The sequence below is a fragment of the Streptomyces sp. NPDC015242 genome, from assembly GCF_043079125.1.
Taxonomy (GTDB): domain Bacteria; phylum Actinomycetota; class Actinomycetes; order Streptomycetales; family Streptomycetaceae; genus Streptomyces.
The window spans coordinates 479,359-495,593 of sequence record NZ_JBIBUF010000003.1 but is presented as its reverse complement, the minus strand read 5'-3'; the positions used below and the strand labels follow the sequence as shown (position 1 = coordinate 495,593).

Below are 16,235 nucleotides of genomic sequence, written 5' to 3'. Positions count from 1 at the left end.
CGATCTCTGTCCGTGCAGGAAAGGTCAGGAAAGTGTGCCGATCATAGAGGCTGGCCCCAGGGCCTTCCAGCCGGTGTCCAGTCTCCCCGACCAACCGGCCCTTCTGCCAGATCGTTTCTGCTCGCACCTGGACGGCTTCTTCAGGCCCTCGACCAGTTGTGACGTTCTGTGAGTGCTTCGGGGGTGTCGGCTTCCGGTTTTTTCCGGGCCCTTCACCCGAGTGGTGCAGGCAAACAGGGCGCAGTACGACAAATCCCCACAGGCTGGGTGCGGTGTCCCGCGAACCGTACCCGGAGGTACCCGTGCCGCGTCCGTTTCCGCGCGCCCGACTGCGCAGCACCGCGGCCGTGTTCACCACCATGTCGGCCCTCGCCGCGACGTCCCTCGGCGCCGGTCCCTCGGTCGCCGGGGACGATCCGGCGGCCCCCTGCGCCCTGACGCGGACCGAGGCCCACCACTCGGAGGGCCTGGACACCTGGAACACCGCCTATCCGCGCCCGGCCCGGTCGCTGGACGCGGTCATGGTCTTCCTGTCCTTCCCGGACTCCCATCCGCTGACCACGCCGCGGGAGCTGACCGCCGACCACTTCCCGGCCACCACCCGTTTCTTCGAACGGGCTTCCTACGGCCGGTTCACCCTGCGCCCGCATCCGCTCGGGCACTGGATCCGCATGCCGCAGCCGTCCACGGCGTACGCCATACAGCGCGACTGGCGCCCCGAGCACCGGGCCGCCTACCTCCGCGACGCACTGGCCGTCGCCGACCCGCAGGTCGACTTCTCGCGCTACGACGTCGTGTACTTCGTCGCCGACCCGGACGCGCCCGGCGTGGACTCCGACGCGACCAAGGTGGTGAACCTGACTACCCCGCTGCGGGCCGACGGCACGGATCTGCGCCGGATCGTCACGGTGTTCGAGCAGCATCCGCCGGACCGGCTGGTTCTCGCCCATGAGACCGGTCATGTGTTCGATCTGCCTGATCTGTACCACCGGCCCGCCGACGGCAAGGGCGACTGGGACACCCACGTCGGCGACTGGGACCTGATGGGCAGCCAGTTCGGGCTCGCACCCGATCTGTTCGGCTGGCACAAGTGGAAGCTGGGCTGGCTGGACTCGCGGCAGGTGCGGTGCGTGCAGGACGCCGGACCGGCCCGGCTCACCCTGGAGCCGCTGGCCGCCGGCCCGGGCGTGCCGGTGACGGGATCCGCCGGGGCGCCGGCCTTCGGGCTCGGCCGGGGCGTCAAGCTCGCGGTGGTGCGGACGGGGCGGGACAGCGTGCTCGCCTTCGAGGCGCGGGGGCCGGTGGGCAACGACGCCTCCGCCTGCCGGGAGGGGGTGCTGGTGTACCGGGTGCGGGGCGGGGCGCACTCCGGGGGCGGCCCCATCGAGGTGATCGACGCCCATCCGCGCACGGAGGCCTGCTGGGAGCAGTCGGTCTACCCGCCCCTCGCGGACGCCCCGATCGCCGTCGGGGAGAGCTTCACCGTGCCGGGGGAGGGCGTGCGGGTGGAGGTGGAGGGCCGGACGGCCGCGGGCGCCTGGACCGTGAAGATCGGGGTGGGTCACTGACCCCGTACCGACACCGTCCCGCGGGTACGCGAAAGGCCCCTCGCTCTCGCGAGGGGCCTTTCACTGTCGTGCGCCGCCAGGGACTCGAACCCCGGACCCGCTGATTAAGAGTCAGCTGCTCTAACCAACTGAGCTAGCGGCGCCTGCTGACGTCGTAGACCTTAGCATCCTGGTCGGCGGGAGGAAAAATCGAAATCCGCACGGCGGACCGGGCCGCCCGCACCGCCGCCCACAGCAGCACCTCGGGGCCGGGGAGCCAGGGCTGACGGGTGTCGGGGGCGACGAGCCAGCGGGAGCGGGAGACGCTCCCGGCCGGTGCGGGCACGGTGACGGCGTCACCGGTGCCGTGGCACAGCAGCGGCGGGACGGCGTCCGTGCGGCAGGCCTCCCGGGCGCCGTCCGGATCCCCGGCGGCCCGGCCGTGCGCGCCCCACTCCTCCCACTCCAGCAGCGCCGGCAGCCGCTGGGCCGTGCCGGGCGCGGCGAACAGCAGCATCCGGCCGCGGTACTCCGCGACCGGCCCCGAGCCCGGCCCGTCGTCCCAGAGCCGGTCGAGCATCCGCCGCCCGAACATCGCGGGCGCGCTGACCACGTCGAAGACCGACCCGCACGGCAGGACGACCGGGGCGTCCGGCCGCTCCTCCCAGAGGGCGAGCGTGCTTCGCGGATACGTTCCTGCCGAGGCGAGCCAGGCGGCTCCGTCGGAGGTGACGAGGGAGGCGTTCCATGCGCTGCTCATGTCTCCAGGTGTACCGGGCGTGAGCGTGCGGCTCCCGAGGGTTGCGGGAAATCGGGACAGGAGGGGGTGGGCGGGGGTATCTTGCCCGGCTGGCATATGCCGGGTGATCGGGCGGGGGTCGTGCCGGGACGCCGGCTCACCGGCCCTCGGCGTCGCCCCGCATCAGGTCCCGTCCGAACTCGACCATCTTCTTGGCGTAGTCCTCGGTCCACTCGGCCCGCTCGGCGATGTCCGCCGTCGTCAGCCGGTCGAAGCGCCGCGGATCGGCCAGCTGCGCCGCCGCCAGCGCCTGGAACTCCACCGCCCGGTCCGCCGCGGCGCGGAAGGCCAGCGTCAGCTCCGTGGCCCGGGCCAGCAGCGCCCGGGGGTCGTCGATCGACTCGAGGTCGAAGAAGTGCTCAGGGTCCGAGGCCGCCTCCGCGGGCTCGAAGAGCAGGGGCGCGGGGCGTAGCCGCGGTTCGTTACGACGCGGCGTGGGCTCCGCCATGTCTTCTCCTCCTCGTACGTCGCGCTGGCCGTCCGGCTGGACCGGGCCACCGTCCATTGTCTCGCGGGCGCGCAAGTGGGCATCGCGGTCGTGGAGACGGCCGTCCCACCACCCCGCGTTCGCTACGGCCGCCAGGACACGCGGTGTTCGGACAGGTGCGCCAGCACCGCGTGGTTCGCCTCCCAGCCGTCGGGAAACTTCACCACCGTCCCCAGCTGCACCGGCTCGGTCGACGGATAGTCGTCCAGCAGGTCGGGCACCCCCGCCCGGCACACCACGACACAGGCGTGCCGGTGGCGGGAGGCCAGGACGCACAGGCGGCCCGTCTCCAGGTGGAAGGCGGTGGCGTCCGGGCGGCCGGACAGGGGGTGGAGCACCACCGTGACGTCGTACTCCCGGCCCTGCAGCCGGTTCGCCGTGTCCACGACCACGTCGGTGACGCCGAGCTCGGCCAACGCCGCGCGGACAGCCGCCGCCTGGTCCCGGTGCGCCGTGCCCACGGCGATCCGGCCGGCCGTGAGCGGGGACGGGTCGGACGAGCGTTCCGAGGTCGCCGCGCCGCCGCGGTCGAGCAGGCGCCGCACCACCGTCGCCACCGCCCGCACCGCCTCCGGGTCCGTGCGCGGGGTGTGCCGGGCGGGCAGCTCCAGCAGGCCCCAGCCCGATGCCGCCGCCTCGTCGATCACCCGGTCGGGGCCCGAACCGTCCGACGGCACCGCGAAGGCCAGGGAGCGGTCGCCGGGCCCGGTGCCGCTGCGGAACGGCGTGTACGGGTAGAAGGCGTCCGAGACCAGCGGCGCCGCCGACGCCGGGAGCCGCCAGGACACCGGCAGGCGGTGCTGCGGCAGGTCCGGGTTGTGCGCGAGCAGGGTCGTCACCGCCGAGGCCGACGGGTCGTAGGCGAGGCCCGCCCACTGCTCGCTGCCGACGATCGCGAACGGGTCGAGCTGCCCCGGGTCGCCCACGAACAGCGCCCGCTCGAACAGCCCGGCCACCGCGAGCAGCGCGTCGGAGCGCATCTGGTACGCCTCGTCGACGATCGCGTACCGCCACGGCTCGTCGGTCTTCACGTGCGCCCACTTCGCCGCCGTGGAGATCACCACGGCCAGTCCCGCGAGGTCGGCCGCCCTGGCCGACTTGCGCACGTTGTCCAGGCCGTCGAGCGCCTTGTCGTACGGGTCGGCGTCACTGCTGTGCAGCCGCCCCACCGGCAGCTCAGGGTTCTTCTCGGCAAGCCGCAGCACGAGGTCGTCGACCTGGGCGTTGGTCTGGGCGACCACCATCAGGGGGTGGCCCGCCCCGGCCAGCTCCAGCGCCGCGCGCACCACCAGCGTCGACTTGCCCGCGCCGGGCGGGGAGTCCACGACGACCCCGCGCGCGGTGCCGTGCAGCGTGTCGTGCAGGATCGCGTCGGTGGCCTCGGCCGCGGCCGCCGACGGGTCGAACACCGTGGTCACAGCACATCCTCCTCGGTCACCGGGTCGGCCGGCTCCGGGGTCGCCTCACCGGGCGGCCCGCCGTGCGTCCACGGCGTCTCCTCCGGGTCGGGCAGCTTCGCGCCGCCCCGCTGCTCGTGCTCGAAGAGCGTGAAGCAGACCCGGTCGCCCTTCTCCGGCACGGACCCCGGCTCGGGCTCCTTGCCGCGGCCCATCTTGTCGAGGATGCGCAGCACCAGGTACGCCCCGTCCTCCTCGGCCGCGACGAACTCCGCCGACTGCGGCTTGCCGCCCAGCGACCGGTACACCTTCGTGCGCTCCCCGAGGTGCGGCCGGTCGTCCGTGCGGACCGTGACCAGGGGGCGGGGGCTCGGGCGCTTGCCGTCGCTGTACGCCATCACGACGTCCGTGACCTCGCCCGCGAACGCCTCCCCGGACAGCCGCCGGCCCGCCATCACCAGCGGGTCGTCGAGCGCCTCCTGCGCCTCCAGCCGGGCCTGTTCGCGCTCGCGCGTGGCCAGTTTGTTCGCCGCGGTGACCGCGTCGTCGCGGCGCGGCTGCGGGGGCTCCCCGGCCAGGACCCGGTCGCGGTGGCCGGTGAACGACCAGCGGTCGCGCGTCCACCGCTCCTCGACGTGCGCCCCCGGGGGCAGCGCGCGCAGCAAATCCAGGCCCCGCCACACCGCGTCCCAGGTGGGCCGGGTGCGGCTGAGCACCAGGTCGCGGATCTCCCGCTCCGCGGCGGCCAGCGCGCCCAGCCGGTCGTCGGCCTCCAGGCCGTCCTCGGCGGCGGCAAGGGCCGTGCGGGCCCGGTCGTAGCGCTCGATGGCCGGGGCGAGGAGCTTGTTGTCGAAGGCCGGGTCGGTGGCCGGCCCGGCCGGGGGGCAGGTGAGCTGCCCCTGCGCGTCCCGCTCCAGCTCGGCCCGCAGCGCCGCCTCGGCGCCGGTCGTGCCCTCGGGCGGGTCGATCCAGGCGAGCAGCGCCCCCAGGTGCTGGTCCTCCAGGGTGGACTGCCCGGTCGCCCAGTGCCGGCCGAGGACGTCCGTCATCGCCAGCAGCAGCGAGGAACCGGGCACCCGGGCCCGCTCCCCGAAGTGCGTCAGCCACCGCCCGAGCAGCGGCACCCGCGGCGGCGCCGGGTACGGGGCCTCGGGGTCCTGCTCGGCCGTACGCCGGAACCGCGTGGACCGCCCGAGCAGGCGCACCAGCTCGATGCCCGCCCGGCTCGGCACGATCAGCTGCGGCGCGTCCGCGCACAGGTCCACCTCGACCTTGACCCGCTTGCCGGTCTCCGGGTCCGTCTCGGTGCGCTCGGCGGCCTCCACCACGTCCGCGTAGCCGTCGACGTACGGCAGCACCACGTCGGCCAGGTCGGCCAGGAACGAGAACCTCAGGTCCCGGTCGCGCGGCTGCGGGACGGCCAGCAGCCGCGGCGCGTCCCGGTCGGTGCCGACGAGCGCGCCGAGCGGGGCACCGGCCTCACCGGCGGTGACCAGCGGCACGAACACCAGCGGACGCCCGGACAGATGGCGGTGGCGGACGGTGGCGGCGGGCTGGGCGCGGCCCGTGCTGACGGCTTCCAGCCGGGCCAGGGTGGAGATCAGCGACACGCCGCCTCCAGGGCCTCGGCGCGCAGGGCCGCCGCGCGGCGCAGCGCCGCCACCGCCGGGTCGGCGGGATCGCCGGCCTCGCCGCGGGCGGCCGCCAGAACGTCCTCCACGGTGGTCAGGCCGCCCAGCTCCGCCCGCACCGCACGGCCGAGGGAGGTCACCGCGCCCGCCTCACGGGACCGGGACCGGCAGTGGAAGGCCAGCTCGCAGGCGGACAGGCACTCGGGCGCGTACGTCGCCGGGACCGACTCCACGGCCGCCGTCAGCTCCTCGGCCGGCAGCTCGGGCGAGAAGCACGTGCCCTCGGGAAGCGCGTCGGCGATCTCCTCGATGCGGGTCAGCCGGGCCAGCTGGCGGGCCGTCACCGCGCGCTGCTTGCGGATGTCCACGGCGGACGCGGCCGGCAGGTTGGAGAAGTCCCGGGGGCAGACCAGCAGGATCCGGTGCCGCACGCGCGGGGCCGGCTCCAGCCGGGCCGCGACCTCCTCCAGCGCCAGCACGTACACCGCCGCCTGCCGGGCCGCCGCCCCCACCTTCGCCGGGTCCGCCGAACCGTCCAGCAGCGGGAAGGACTTGATCTCCACGACCGTCCAGCTGCCGTCCGGGTGGACCACCACCGCGTCCGGCTCCAGGAAGGCGGGGGAGCCCGCGACGTCCAGGGCGAGCATCGGGTGGTCCAGCAGCGTCCACGCCCCCGGGTGCGCCGCGGCCTCCCGCAGCTCCAGCGCCGTACGGGCCGTCCGCCCCTGCGGGCCGGTCGCGGTCAGGTCGGGCACGCGCGCGTGGGCGGGGGGCTCGGCCGAGCGGTCCAGCTTCTCGTGCACCAGCCGCAGCAGCTCCGCGCCGCCGTCGGCCTTGACCTTCGCCTCGAACGCGTTGCCCCGCGTGAGCGCGAACTGCGACTGCCCGAAGGCGGACGGCGCGCCCAGCGCGCTCGCCAGCGCCGTCTTGTTCACCCCGGCGCCGTCGAGGATCGCGCGCCGGGCGCAGCCGGGGTTGGCGGCCAGCGCCGCCAGGGCGCGCGCGTCCAGTGCCTTCGCGGGGACGTCCGGGCCGCGCAGCTCAGCGAGCCGGTGCCGGAGCGCCGTCCCCCGCGTCCTTGGGGGAGGCACTCGGCTCGGCCCCTGCTCCGAACCGCGACTCGCGCTGCCGTGGAATTCGCTCACCCGCGGAAGTCTGGCATCCGGCACTGACAATCGAGGAACCCGCGGCGGAAGTGTCCGCCGGGACCGGTGCGACGCGCGGCACGAACCGCGCCTTGACCCGGTCGGCCGTCCGCATCACGACCGGCGCCAGCAGCAGCCCGACGCCCATGACGGCGGCGCCCGCGACCGCGTCGAGGAAGTAGTGGTTGGCGGTGCCCATGACGACGATCGTGGTGATCAGGGGATAGGCGACACCGGCCGCCTTCGTCAGGCGCGTGGTGCCGTAGCGCCACAGGATGACGCCGCACCACAGGGCCCAGCCCACGTGCAGGCTCGGCATCGCCGCGTACTGGTTGGTCATGCCGCCCATGCCGCGCGGCGCGCTCGCCGCGCCTCCCCACCAGCCGTAGGAGCTGTACTGCGCCATCGTGTCGACGAAACCGTGGCTCGCGTCCAGCAGCCGGGGCGGGCAGGTCGGCAGCAGGGTGAAGCCGATCAGCCCGATCAGGGTGGACGTCATCAGCCAGGTGCGCGCGGCGCGGTAGCGCACGGCGCGGGAGCGGAACAGCCACACCAGCAGGGCCGGGGTGACCAGGTAGTGCAGCGACGCGTACCAGAAGTCGGCGGGTATGCCTATCCACGGCTCGCGCGTGAAGAGGCGGTTGAGCGGGTGCTCGAAGTTCAGGTACAGCGCCTTCTCGAAGCGCAGGAGGGCCAGACCGTGGTCGACCGCCCCGGAGACGTCGCCCCGGGCGAGCAGCCGCCCCGCCGAGTAGCACGCGTACACCAGCAGGATCAGCGGCAGCTCGGTCCACCAGCGCAGCCGCGGCGTGGGGTCCGCCTCGGTGCCCGGTGTCTCGGTGTGCGGCATCCGATGCCCTCCCCCTTCTTGTCACGCGGCGCCCGGCCGTCCGGTCGTGCCACTTTACGGCGTACGGGCTCGCCCTGGGGGCACCCTCCGGCCCTCAAAGACGCAGAGATCGCCCCCCGGGTTGCCCACGGACGGGGTGCGCGATGATGGAGGAGTTCCGCTTGCGTCGTTCTTCCGGAAAGGTTCCCCATGTCTGCGCGCATCCTGCTGGCCCGCCACGGACAGACCGAGTGGTCCCTGTCCGGCAAGCACACCGGCAGGACCGACGTACCCCTCCTGGAGGAGGGCCGGCGCGGTGCCAAGCTGCTCGGGGAACGCCTGCACCGCGCGCCGTACGAGGGCCTGCCCGAGGCCGAGGTGCGCACCAGCCCGCTGGCCCGCGCGCGGGAGACGTGCGAACTGGCCGGCTTCGGCGACCGCGCGCGTGCCTGGGACGCGCTGCTGGAGTGGGACTACGGGGCGTACGAGGGCATGACCCCGGCGGACATCCAGGCCGTCCGCCCCGGCTGGCTGATCTGGCGCGACGGCGTCCCCGGGGGCGAGACCCTCGCCGAGATGACGGCCCGGGCGGACGAGGTGGTCGCCTGGGCGCGCTCGGCCGACCGCGACGTCCTGGTCTTCGCCCACGGGCACATCCTGCGCTCCATCGGCGCGCGCTGGCTGGGCCTGCCGCTGGACTTCGCGGCCCGGATACGGCTGAACCCGACGTCCCTGTCGGTGCTGGGCTGGGCCTACGGCGAGCCCGCCATCGAGAGCTGGAACGACCTCGGGCACCTGGCCTAGGTGGTCCGGGGCAAGGAGGCGTACCGGTCCAGGAACGCCGACACCCCCGAGGCCCTCCGGTGCGGCGCCAGCACCCGTGCCGTGGCCGCCAGCATGGACTGGATCCGGGACGACTGGACCTCCTCCAGCAGGTCCAGCACCCGCATCCCCGCGACGGCGGCCTCGTCCGGTCGTCCGCCGCGCGCGAGGTCGTCCGCCAGTTCCGCCGTGTACAGCGCGATGTTCCGCGTGAAGTGCCTGTCCTGCAGCTGCGCCGCCCGCCGCGCGTGCCGTGCCGCACGGGGCCAGTCGCCGAGCGTGGACCAGCACTGCGCCTCCAGGCCCTCCAGCTCGGCCTCCCCGTAGAAGCTCATCCACTCGGGGTCGTCCTGCGAGGGACCCCGTTCGAAGAGGGTCTGCGCCCGGGCCAGGGCCTGCTCGCAGCCGACGCGGTCGGCGAGGCCGGCCCAGCCGCCCGCCTCGCGCAGCGCGAGCAGCGACATCAGCCGGGGCGTCCCGACGGGCCGGGCGACGCGCTGGGCCGCCTGGGCCGCCCGGACCGCCTCGCGCGGCCGGCCCGCGTCGCGCGCGAGGAACGCCATGTTGCAGAAGGCGTGCGCCTCCAGACCCGGGTCGCCGGTCATCCGGGCGGTCGCCAGGGCCTCGGCGTAGTGGGAGCGGGCGTCGTCGAAGCGCCCGGAGTCGTGGGCCAGCCAGCCCACCGAGATGGCCAGTTCCCCGGCGCCCCAGTACAGCCGGTCCGCCGTCGTCTGCCGGGTCGCCCCGGCGTCCAGCAGGGCGTAGGCGGCGCGCAGCGGGGCGGCGGCGCGGCGGTAGAGGCCGTCGGCGCCGTGCCGGTCGTCGAGCAGCCGGATCCGGCGCACGGCTTCTTCCAGGGCGCCCGCGTCGCCCGCCCCGGCGCGGCGCGGCGGGCACTGTGCCGCCGAGGCGTCGCGGGCGAGGCCGACGGGCCCCAGCGAGGCGGCGGCCACCGTGGCGCCCCCGCCGGTCATGAACGCGCGACGTAGCACGTCGCTCTCCTCGTAGGTGTCGTGCGGATGGTGCGGGTCGTACGGGTTCTGCGTCGCATACGGCTCGCCCGCCCCGCTGGTCTCATGCGTGGCGTCCGCCGGGTTCGTGGTGTGCGGCCAGGGCGCGTCCTCGGTGGCGCGCGCCCGGCGTCCGCGTACCGACGAGCGGGGCGCGAACCCCAGGTCCGTGAGCGTGCGGCCAGGGAACATGTGCAGGAACACCCGTTCGTACGCGTAGTTGGGGCAGCGGATCTCGCCCGCCTCGACCCGGCCGATGTAGCGCGCGTCGCAGCTCACCTGCTCGCCGATCTCCAGGCCGGCCCGTCGGACCGCCGCGGCGAACTCGGCCGGTGAGCGCTGCCCGCGCAGCCGCCGGAAGGCGAGATTCGGCCGTGCCGGCCGGTCGGGTCGAGACGAGGTCACCGCTGACGACGCCATGGCCGGGTCCTCTCGTGCGAACCGTCGAACCATGCCGGACCCAGGACGACTTGAGAGCTTTCGTCCGCATCGTCGGCCCTGTGCCCGGCGAGCAAGAACGTACCTGCTGTGTCGGAGCCCTCACGCTGGGTTTGGCTACAAACCGGATATCTCATCCGTGATCTGCCATGAAGTGCCATCCTTTGCGGCTGACTTTCGCCGTAGCCGTTGACGGCCGGCCGCGTTGAACCCTGTGGACCGGGAGGAGACCCCGACTCCCGACCGCTCGACCGCTTGTCCAAGCATGGGGTTTTCGTGGTGGAGGCCGGGATGGAGACCAGCCGGATCAACGATCCTCGTACGCCGCCGTGCGCACCGGCGGCCGGCTGCGATGTGGTGACGGTGCCGGCGCGGCAGGGACTGGAGGCGGTCGACATCCTGCGGCGCGGACCGGGAGAGGCGGTGGGGCCCGTGCTGCACGACGACGGGGGCGGCACGCTCGGTTTCCTCGTCCCGCCCGGGACGGCCGCCGCCTGGGACCTGCCGGGCAGCACCTGCACCGGGACGAACGGACGCGGGACGAGCTTCGCGCCCCGGCCCCCGGTCGAGGGCTCCGACTGGCTGCTGCCCCCCGGCGAGGCGGACCTTGCGACGGACCCGGCCGTCCTGCGCAGGGCCCTGGGCGAGGCGGCCCGCACGATCGAGGCCGCAGACAGCTGCCGCTGAGGTGCGGCCGGGGCGCGGGCGGCGGGCCGGTGGCCGACGCCGGCGCCTCGCCGCCCGGATCACGGGCCGGGCGGCTGTCCCCGGCCGGAGGCGGACGCGGGCCCGCGGACGCCGCCGCCCCCGGGAGGCGCGCGCCGGACGCGGCGGGCCGCCCGGATAATGAGCCCATGGGAAAGTCCAGGAGCGGCCGGCGCCGGCAGGCCGACGCCGAGGCCGTCGTCGAGGCCGTCGTCGAGAGCGTCGACGGCGGAATCGCCGAGCTGATCCCCGACCGGGACCGCGCCCGGGCCCGGACGCTGCTGATCGACGGAGCCCCCCAGTCGCACGTCGACCTGGACGACCCGGCCCACCTGTCGTTCGAGTACCAGCGCCGCCTCGGGCACGTCGTCGACCTCGTCGCCCCGCCCGGCAGGCCCGTGCACGCCGTGCACCTCGGCGGGGGAGCGTTCACCCTCGCCCGCTACGTCGCCGCCACCCGGCCCCGCTCCACCCAGCAGGTCGTCGAACGCGACGCGGCCCTCGTCCGCCTGGTCCGCCGCGAGCTGCCCCTGGACCCGAACGCCCGCATCCGGGTGCGCTCCACCGACGCCCGCGAAGGACTCGCCAAGGTGCCGGACGGCTGGGCCGACCTCGTCATCACCGACGTGTTCAGCGGAGCCCGGACCCCCGCCCACCTCACCTCGACCGAGTTCCTCGACGACATCCGCAGGGTCCTCAAGCCGGGCGGGACGCACGCCGCCAACCTCACCGACGGGCCACCGCTGACCCACCTGCGCGGCCAGATCGCCACCGCCGCCGCCCGGTTCGGGCAGCTCGCACTGATCGCGGACCCGGCGGTGCTGCGCGGCAAGCGCTTCGGCAACGCCGTCCTGGTCGCCTCCGACGCGCCGCTCCCGGTCGCCGAGCTGACCCGCCGCGCCGCCTCCGACCCGCACCCCGCCCGGGTCGAACACGGCAGGGCGCTGACCGACTTCACCGGCGGGGCCGTGCCGGTGACCGACCGCGCGGCGGTGGCGTCCCCGGCGCCGCCGCCCTCGGTGTTCCGGTGATCCCGGACGGAACTCAGTAGGTCCCGATCTCCACGCGCGGCGGCCCGTCGTGCCACGTGCAGAAGACCGACACCCGGTCCGCGCCCCGGGAGAACTCCACGCGGATCCACGACTCCGTCTTCCACACCTGCATCGACCAGCCCGCGCCGGGAGTCGCCGACACCAGGGTGGCCGAGGCCGTCCCGAGGTCGAACACCGCGCGCCCGCCGTCGGTGTCGTAGCTCTTGACCCGGCCGGTGGCCGTGGGGGAGGGGGAGGGAGAGGGCCCGGCCGTCCGGCCGGCGGAGGGGACCGGCTCCGACGCCGCCGGCGGCGAGGGCGTCGGGGTGCGCTTCGGCGCGGGGGTCCGCCGCGGCGGCGCGGACGACGGTGCGGGCGGCGGCGCGGACTCCGGCGCCGAGGCGTCGGCGGCCTTGATGGGCAAGGCCCGCGGCGGGTCGTAGGCCGTGCCCGCCATCACCGTGTGGACACCCCACCACGACAGCGTGACCGCCGCGCCCGTGGCGAGCAGCCAGGCCAGTACGTGTACGAGTCCTCTGCGCATCGCGGGCCATCCTGCCTCACGGGTCCCGGGAGTTGTCCACACACGGAGGCCGCGGGTGGGCCCGCCGTCCACAGCCGCGGAGTTGTCCACAGGCCCGCACCCGGCTGTTCGGGATGGCGTACGGTGCGGCGCATGGCAAGTGTGCTCGTGGTCGAGGACGACCCGTTCGTACGCTCGGCGCTGATCCGGCATCTGACCGACGCCTCGCACACCGTGCGCAGCGTCGGGACGGCGCTGGAGGCGCTGCGCGAGGTCGCCCATTTCCGCTTCGACGTGGTCATCCTGGACCTCGGACTGCCCGATCTCGACGGGTCCGAGGCCCTGAAGATGCTGCGCGGCATCACGGACGTACCGGTGATCATCGCCACCGCCCGGGACGACGAGACGGAGATCGTCCGCCTGCTGAACGCGGGCGCGGACGACTACCTCACCAAGCCCTTCTCCGTCGAGCACCTCTCGGCCCGCATGGCCGCCGTGCTGCGCCGCGCCCGCTCCGGCGCCGGGGAGGCCGAGCCGTCCCCGGTGATCCGGGTCGGCGGCCTGACCGTCGACCCGCTGCGCCGCCAGGCCGAGCTGGACGGCGTGCGCCTGGACCTCACCCGCCGCGAGTTCGACCTGCTCGCCTTCCTGGCCCGCCGCCCCGGAGTCGTCGTCCCCCGCAAGGAGTTGCTCGCCGAGGTCTGGCAGCAGTCCTACGGCGACGATCAGACCATCGACGTCCATCTGTCCTGGCTCCGCCGCAAACTGGGCGAGACGGCCGCCAGCCCCCGCTATCTGCACACCCTGCGGGGCGTCGGCGTCAAGCTGGAGCCGCCGGGAGCGGGGACGCCGCGATGAGGTGGGCCCTGGTCAAGGTGTCCCTGGCCGTGACCACCATGGTCGTGCTCGCGTTCGCGGTGCCGCTCGGGCTCGTCATCCGCGAGATGGCCAGGGACCGCGCCTTCTCCAACGCCGAGCGGGAGGCGGCTGCCGTGGCCCCCGCCCTGTCCATCACCACCGACCGCGACCAGCTGGAGCGGGTCGTCGCCGCGGCCGGCTCCGACGCCGGGATGGCCGTGCACATCCCCGCGGGCGACGGCCAGCGCGCCCTCGAACTCGGGCGGCAGCGCGCCGCCGGCCAGGACATCGCGGCCGTACGGAGACTGGGCCGCGCCTCCACCACCGGCGTCCCCGGCGGCTCCACGCTGCTCCAGCCGGTCGCGCTCAGCACCGGCGAGATCGCGGTCGTCGAGGTGTTCGTGCCGGAGTCCGAGGTCACCAACGGCGTGGGCACGGCCTGGGCGGTGCTCGCCGGGGTCGGGATCGCCCTGGTCGTCGGCTCCGTCGCGGTCGCCGACCGGCTGGGCGTGCGCATGGTCCTGCCCGCCCGGCGCCTGGTCGAGGGCGCACGGGAACTGGGCGAGGGCAAGCTCGGCGCCCGCGTCCCGGAGGAGGGCCCGAGCGAACTGCGGCTCGCGGCGGTCGCGTTCAACTCGATGGCCGACCAGGTCGTTCAGCTCCTCGCCAACGAGCGGGAGCTGGCGGCCGACCTGTCCCACCGGCTGCGCACGCCTTTGACCGTGCTGCGGCTCAACACGGCCTCGCTCGGCGAGGGACCGGCCGCAGAGCAGACCAGGACCGCCGTCGAGCAACTGGAGCGCGAGGTCGACACCATCATCCGCACGGCCCGGGAGGCCAAGCCGCAGACGGCCGCGGCCGGTCCGGGCGCCGGGTGCGACGCTGCCGAGGTGGTGCGCGAACGGATGGCGTTCTGGTCGGCGCTCGCGGAGGACGAGGGCCGCAAGTGGCGGGTGGCCGGGGCCGACCGGCCGGTGCGCATCCCCGTGGCCCGCGCCGACCTGGCCGCCGCGCTCGACGCGCTGCTCGGCAACGTCTTCCGGCACACCCCGGAGGGCACCGCCTTCGCGGTCGACGTGCACAACGCCGAGGACGCGGTGATCGTCCTCGTCTCCGACGCCGGCCCCGGCATACCCGACCCCGAGACCGCCATGGCGCGCGGTCGCGGCTCCGGCAGCGACGGCTCGACCGGGCTCGGCCTGGACATCGTGCGCCGGCTCGCCGAGTCCACCGGCGGGGACGTGCGCATCGGCTCCTCGGTGCTCGGCGGGACCGAGGTGCGGATCTGGATCCAGCTGGACGGCCGGGCCCCGTCGGGCGGGGGCCACCGCCAACTCCGGCGCCGCCGGCGCCGCAGACCTGCCGCGGCCTCCCGGCACGCCTGAGGCCCCCTCCGCCCCGACGGCGCTGGCCCTCGCCCCCCAGCGAGCGCTGACCTCGCGCGGCGGGGCGCGGCGCCGCCCTGAGCGTGCCGCGCCCCGTCCCCCGGTCCCGCGGTCAGACCGCCTCGACCTCCGGCAGCGTTCCCGTCCGCGCCGCCCGGGCGTACCAGAGCGCGCTCGTCTTCGGCGTGCGCTCCAGCGTCGCGTAGTCCACGTACACCGCGCCGAAGCGCTTGCCGTAGCCGTACGCCCACTCGAAGTTGTCCATCAGGGACCACAGGAAGTAGCCCCGGACGTCCGCGCCGTCCGAGATCGCGCGGCGGACCGCCGACAGGTGGCCGTGCAGGTACGCGACCCGCTCCGGGTCGTGCACCCGGCCGTCCGAGTCGATCTTGTCGTCGTAGGCCGCGCCGTTCTCCGTGATGTACAGCGGCAGGCCCGGCGCCTCCCGGGTGTAGCGCATGATCAGCTCGTGCAGGCCGGTCGGGTCGATCGTCCAGCCCATCTCGGTGCGGTCGCCGGGCGTCTGGTGGAAGGCGACGTCGTCCGCGGCCGGCCACGGCGAGTGCTCGCTCGACCCGTGCCCGTCGGCCCGCGGCGTCTTCGCCGACACGTCTGCCGCCGAGACCAGCGAGGGCGTGTAGTAGTTGAGGCCCAGCGCGTCCAGCGGCTGGTGGATCAGCGCCAGGTCGCCGTCCAGGACGTAGTCCCAGTCCGTCAGGCTCGCCGTCGCCGTGAACAGCGTCTCCGGGTAGGCGCCGTGCAGGATCGGCCCGTGGAAGACGCCGTTGGCCAGGTCGTCGATGCGGCGGACCGCCGCCAGGTCCGCCGGGTCCTGCGAAAGCGGCCGCACCACCGAGGAGTTGAGGCTGATCGCCACCGAGTTGCGGGCCGGCATGACCGACCGCAGCGCGGTCGCGCCCAGCCCGTGCGCCAGGTTCAGGTGGTGCGCGGCACGCAGCGACGCCGCCGGATCGGTCCGGCCCGGCGCGTGCACCCCGGAGGCGTAGCCCAGGAACGCGCTGCACCACGGCTCGTTGAGCGTGATCCACTGCTCCACCCGGTCGCCCAGCGCCTCGCCGACGATCTGCGCGTACTCGGCGAACCGGTACGCGGTGTCGCGCTCGGGCCAGCCGCCCGCGTCCTCCAGCTCCTGCGGCAGGTCCCAGTGGTAGAGGGTGACGGCCGGCTTGATGCCCTTGGACAGCAGCTCGTCCACCAGCCGGCGGTAGAAGTCCAGGCCCTTCTGCACGGCCGGGCCCCGCCCGGTCGGCTGCACCCGCGACCACGAGACGGAGAAGCGGTAGGCGCCCAGGCCCAGCTCCGCCATCAGCGCCACGTCATCGCGGTAGCGGTGGTAGTGGTCGACAGCGATGTCACCGTGGTCGCCGCCGGCCGTCTTGCCCGGCGTATGGCTGAAGGTGTCCCAGATCGACGGCGTACGTCCGTCCTCCCGCACCGCGCCCTCGATCTGGTACGCGGAGGTCGCCGCGCCCCAGAGGAAGGCGGGAGGGAAGGTCACCGGGGTGGCCGGGTTCTCGGAGTCAGGCATGGAAGCGCTCCCAATGGGGTCGTCGAGACCGTTGGTGGAGGGGGAGGGAAGAGGAGAGGAAGAGGAAGGAGGGGCCGGA

The 16,235-nt window shown here is 74.7% G+C and carries 15 protein-coding genes and 1 tRNA gene; 6 read left to right on the top strand and 10 right to left on the bottom strand.

The genetic code is table 11. The features are described 5' to 3' along the window. The first annotated feature begins 302 nt into the window (after positions 1–302). A complete protein-coding gene (locus ACF07N_RS13690) occupies positions 303–1,568 on the top strand; it encodes a M6 family metalloprotease domain-containing protein (protein WP_392112003.1) in 1,266 nt (421 codons plus the stop codon). A 69-nt stretch (positions 1,569–1,637) separates the two neighbouring features. On the opposite strand, the gene ACF07N_RS13685 is transcribed toward ACF07N_RS13690, so the two are convergent. From ACF07N_RS13685 to ACF07N_RS13655, 7 genes are all read right to left on the bottom strand, one after another. Continuing rightward, positions 1,638–1,711: transfer RNA gene (locus tag ACF07N_RS13685), tRNA-Lys, on the bottom strand. Next, the gene (locus ACF07N_RS13680) at positions 1,702–2,307 is read right to left on the bottom strand and encodes a bifunctional DNA primase/polymerase (protein ID WP_392112001.1); all 606 of its coding nucleotides are present in this window, start codon (positions 2,305–2,307) and stop codon (positions 1,702–1,704) included. Before ACF07N_RS13680 ends, ACF07N_RS13685 begins: the two co-directional genes overlap by 10 nt. A 136-nt stretch (positions 2,308–2,443) precedes the next feature. After that, complete coding sequence (locus tag ACF07N_RS13675) at positions 2,444–2,794, bottom strand: hypothetical protein (RefSeq protein ID WP_383328346.1); 351 nt, start codon at positions 2,792–2,794, stop codon at positions 2,444–2,446. Positions 2,795–2,916: 122 nt separating this feature from the next. Continuing rightward, a complete protein-coding gene (locus ACF07N_RS13670; protein WP_392111997.1) occupies positions 2,917–4,251 on the bottom strand; it encodes an AAA domain-containing protein in 1,335 nt (444 codons plus the stop codon). Further along, on the bottom strand, positions 4,248–5,840 hold the full coding sequence (locus ACF07N_RS13665) for a hypothetical protein (protein WP_392111994.1): 1,593 nt from the start codon (positions 5,838–5,840) through the stop codon (positions 4,248–4,250). The genes ACF07N_RS13670 and ACF07N_RS13665 overlap by 4 nt, the downstream gene beginning before the upstream one ends. Continuing rightward, a complete protein-coding gene (locus ACF07N_RS13660; protein ID WP_392111991.1) occupies positions 5,831–6,952 on the bottom strand; it encodes a hypothetical protein in 1,122 nt (373 codons plus the stop codon). Before ACF07N_RS13660 ends, ACF07N_RS13665 begins: the two co-directional genes overlap by 10 nt. Beyond that, complete coding sequence (locus tag ACF07N_RS13655) at positions 6,903–7,856, bottom strand: phosphatase PAP2 family protein (protein ID WP_383328335.1); 954 nt, start codon at positions 7,854–7,856, stop codon at positions 6,903–6,905. Before ACF07N_RS13655 ends, ACF07N_RS13660 begins: the two co-directional genes overlap by 50 nt. A gap of 189 nt (positions 7,857–8,045) precedes the next feature. Here ACF07N_RS13655 and ACF07N_RS13650 point away from each other — a divergent pair, with 189 nt between their 5' ends. Next, the gene (locus ACF07N_RS13650; protein ID WP_383328332.1) at positions 8,046–8,639 is read left to right on the top strand and encodes a histidine phosphatase family protein; all 594 of its coding nucleotides are present in this window, start codon (positions 8,046–8,048) and stop codon (positions 8,637–8,639) included. Here ACF07N_RS13650 and ACF07N_RS13645 read toward each other — a convergent pair. After that, positions 8,636–10,087 carry a hypothetical protein gene (locus ACF07N_RS13645; RefSeq protein ID WP_392111986.1) on the bottom strand — a complete coding sequence of 484 codons (1,452 nt, stop codon included), beginning with the start codon at positions 10,085–10,087 and terminating at the stop codon, positions 8,636–8,638. The genes ACF07N_RS13650 and ACF07N_RS13645 overlap by 4 nt on opposite strands. Before the next feature lie 309 nt (positions 10,088–10,396). Between ACF07N_RS13645 and ACF07N_RS13640 the strand changes: the two genes are divergently transcribed. Beyond that, positions 10,397–10,792: a hypothetical protein gene (locus tag ACF07N_RS13640; RefSeq protein ID WP_383328326.1), complete on the top strand. Its 396-nt coding sequence runs from the start codon at positions 10,397–10,399 to the stop codon at positions 10,790–10,792. 167 nt (positions 10,793–10,959) lie between these two features. Next, positions 10,960–11,841 (top strand): spermidine synthase, encoded by an 882-nt coding sequence (locus ACF07N_RS13635; protein ID WP_392111983.1) that lies wholly within the window; start codon positions 10,960–10,962, stop codon positions 11,839–11,841. Between the two features lie 13 nt (positions 11,842–11,854). On the opposite strand, the gene ACF07N_RS13630 is transcribed toward ACF07N_RS13635, so the two are convergent. Continuing rightward, a complete protein-coding gene (locus tag ACF07N_RS13630; protein WP_383328320.1) occupies positions 11,855–12,385 on the bottom strand; it encodes a hypothetical protein in 531 nt (176 codons plus the stop codon). 132 nt (positions 12,386–12,517) lie between these two features. On the opposite strand from ACF07N_RS13630, the gene ACF07N_RS13625 reads away from it, so the two are divergent. Together ACF07N_RS13625 and ACF07N_RS13620 are read left to right on the top strand one after the other, a co-directional pair. Next, complete coding sequence (locus ACF07N_RS13625; RefSeq protein WP_392111980.1) at positions 12,518–13,222, top strand: response regulator transcription factor; 705 nt, start codon at positions 12,518–12,520, stop codon at positions 13,220–13,222. Further along, positions 13,219–14,607: an ATP-binding protein gene (locus tag ACF07N_RS13620; RefSeq protein WP_392111977.1), complete on the top strand. Its 1,389-nt coding sequence runs from the start codon at positions 13,219–13,221 to the stop codon at positions 14,605–14,607. The genes ACF07N_RS13625 and ACF07N_RS13620 overlap by 4 nt, the downstream gene beginning before the upstream one ends. 112 nt (positions 14,608–14,719) lie before the next feature. Here ACF07N_RS13620 and ACF07N_RS13615 read toward each other — a convergent pair whose 3' ends face one another. After that, complete coding sequence (locus tag ACF07N_RS13615; RefSeq protein ID WP_392111974.1) at positions 14,720–16,156, bottom strand: GH1 family beta-glucosidase; 1,437 nt, start codon at positions 16,154–16,156, stop codon at positions 14,720–14,722. Positions 16,157–16,235 lie beyond the last annotated feature (79 nt).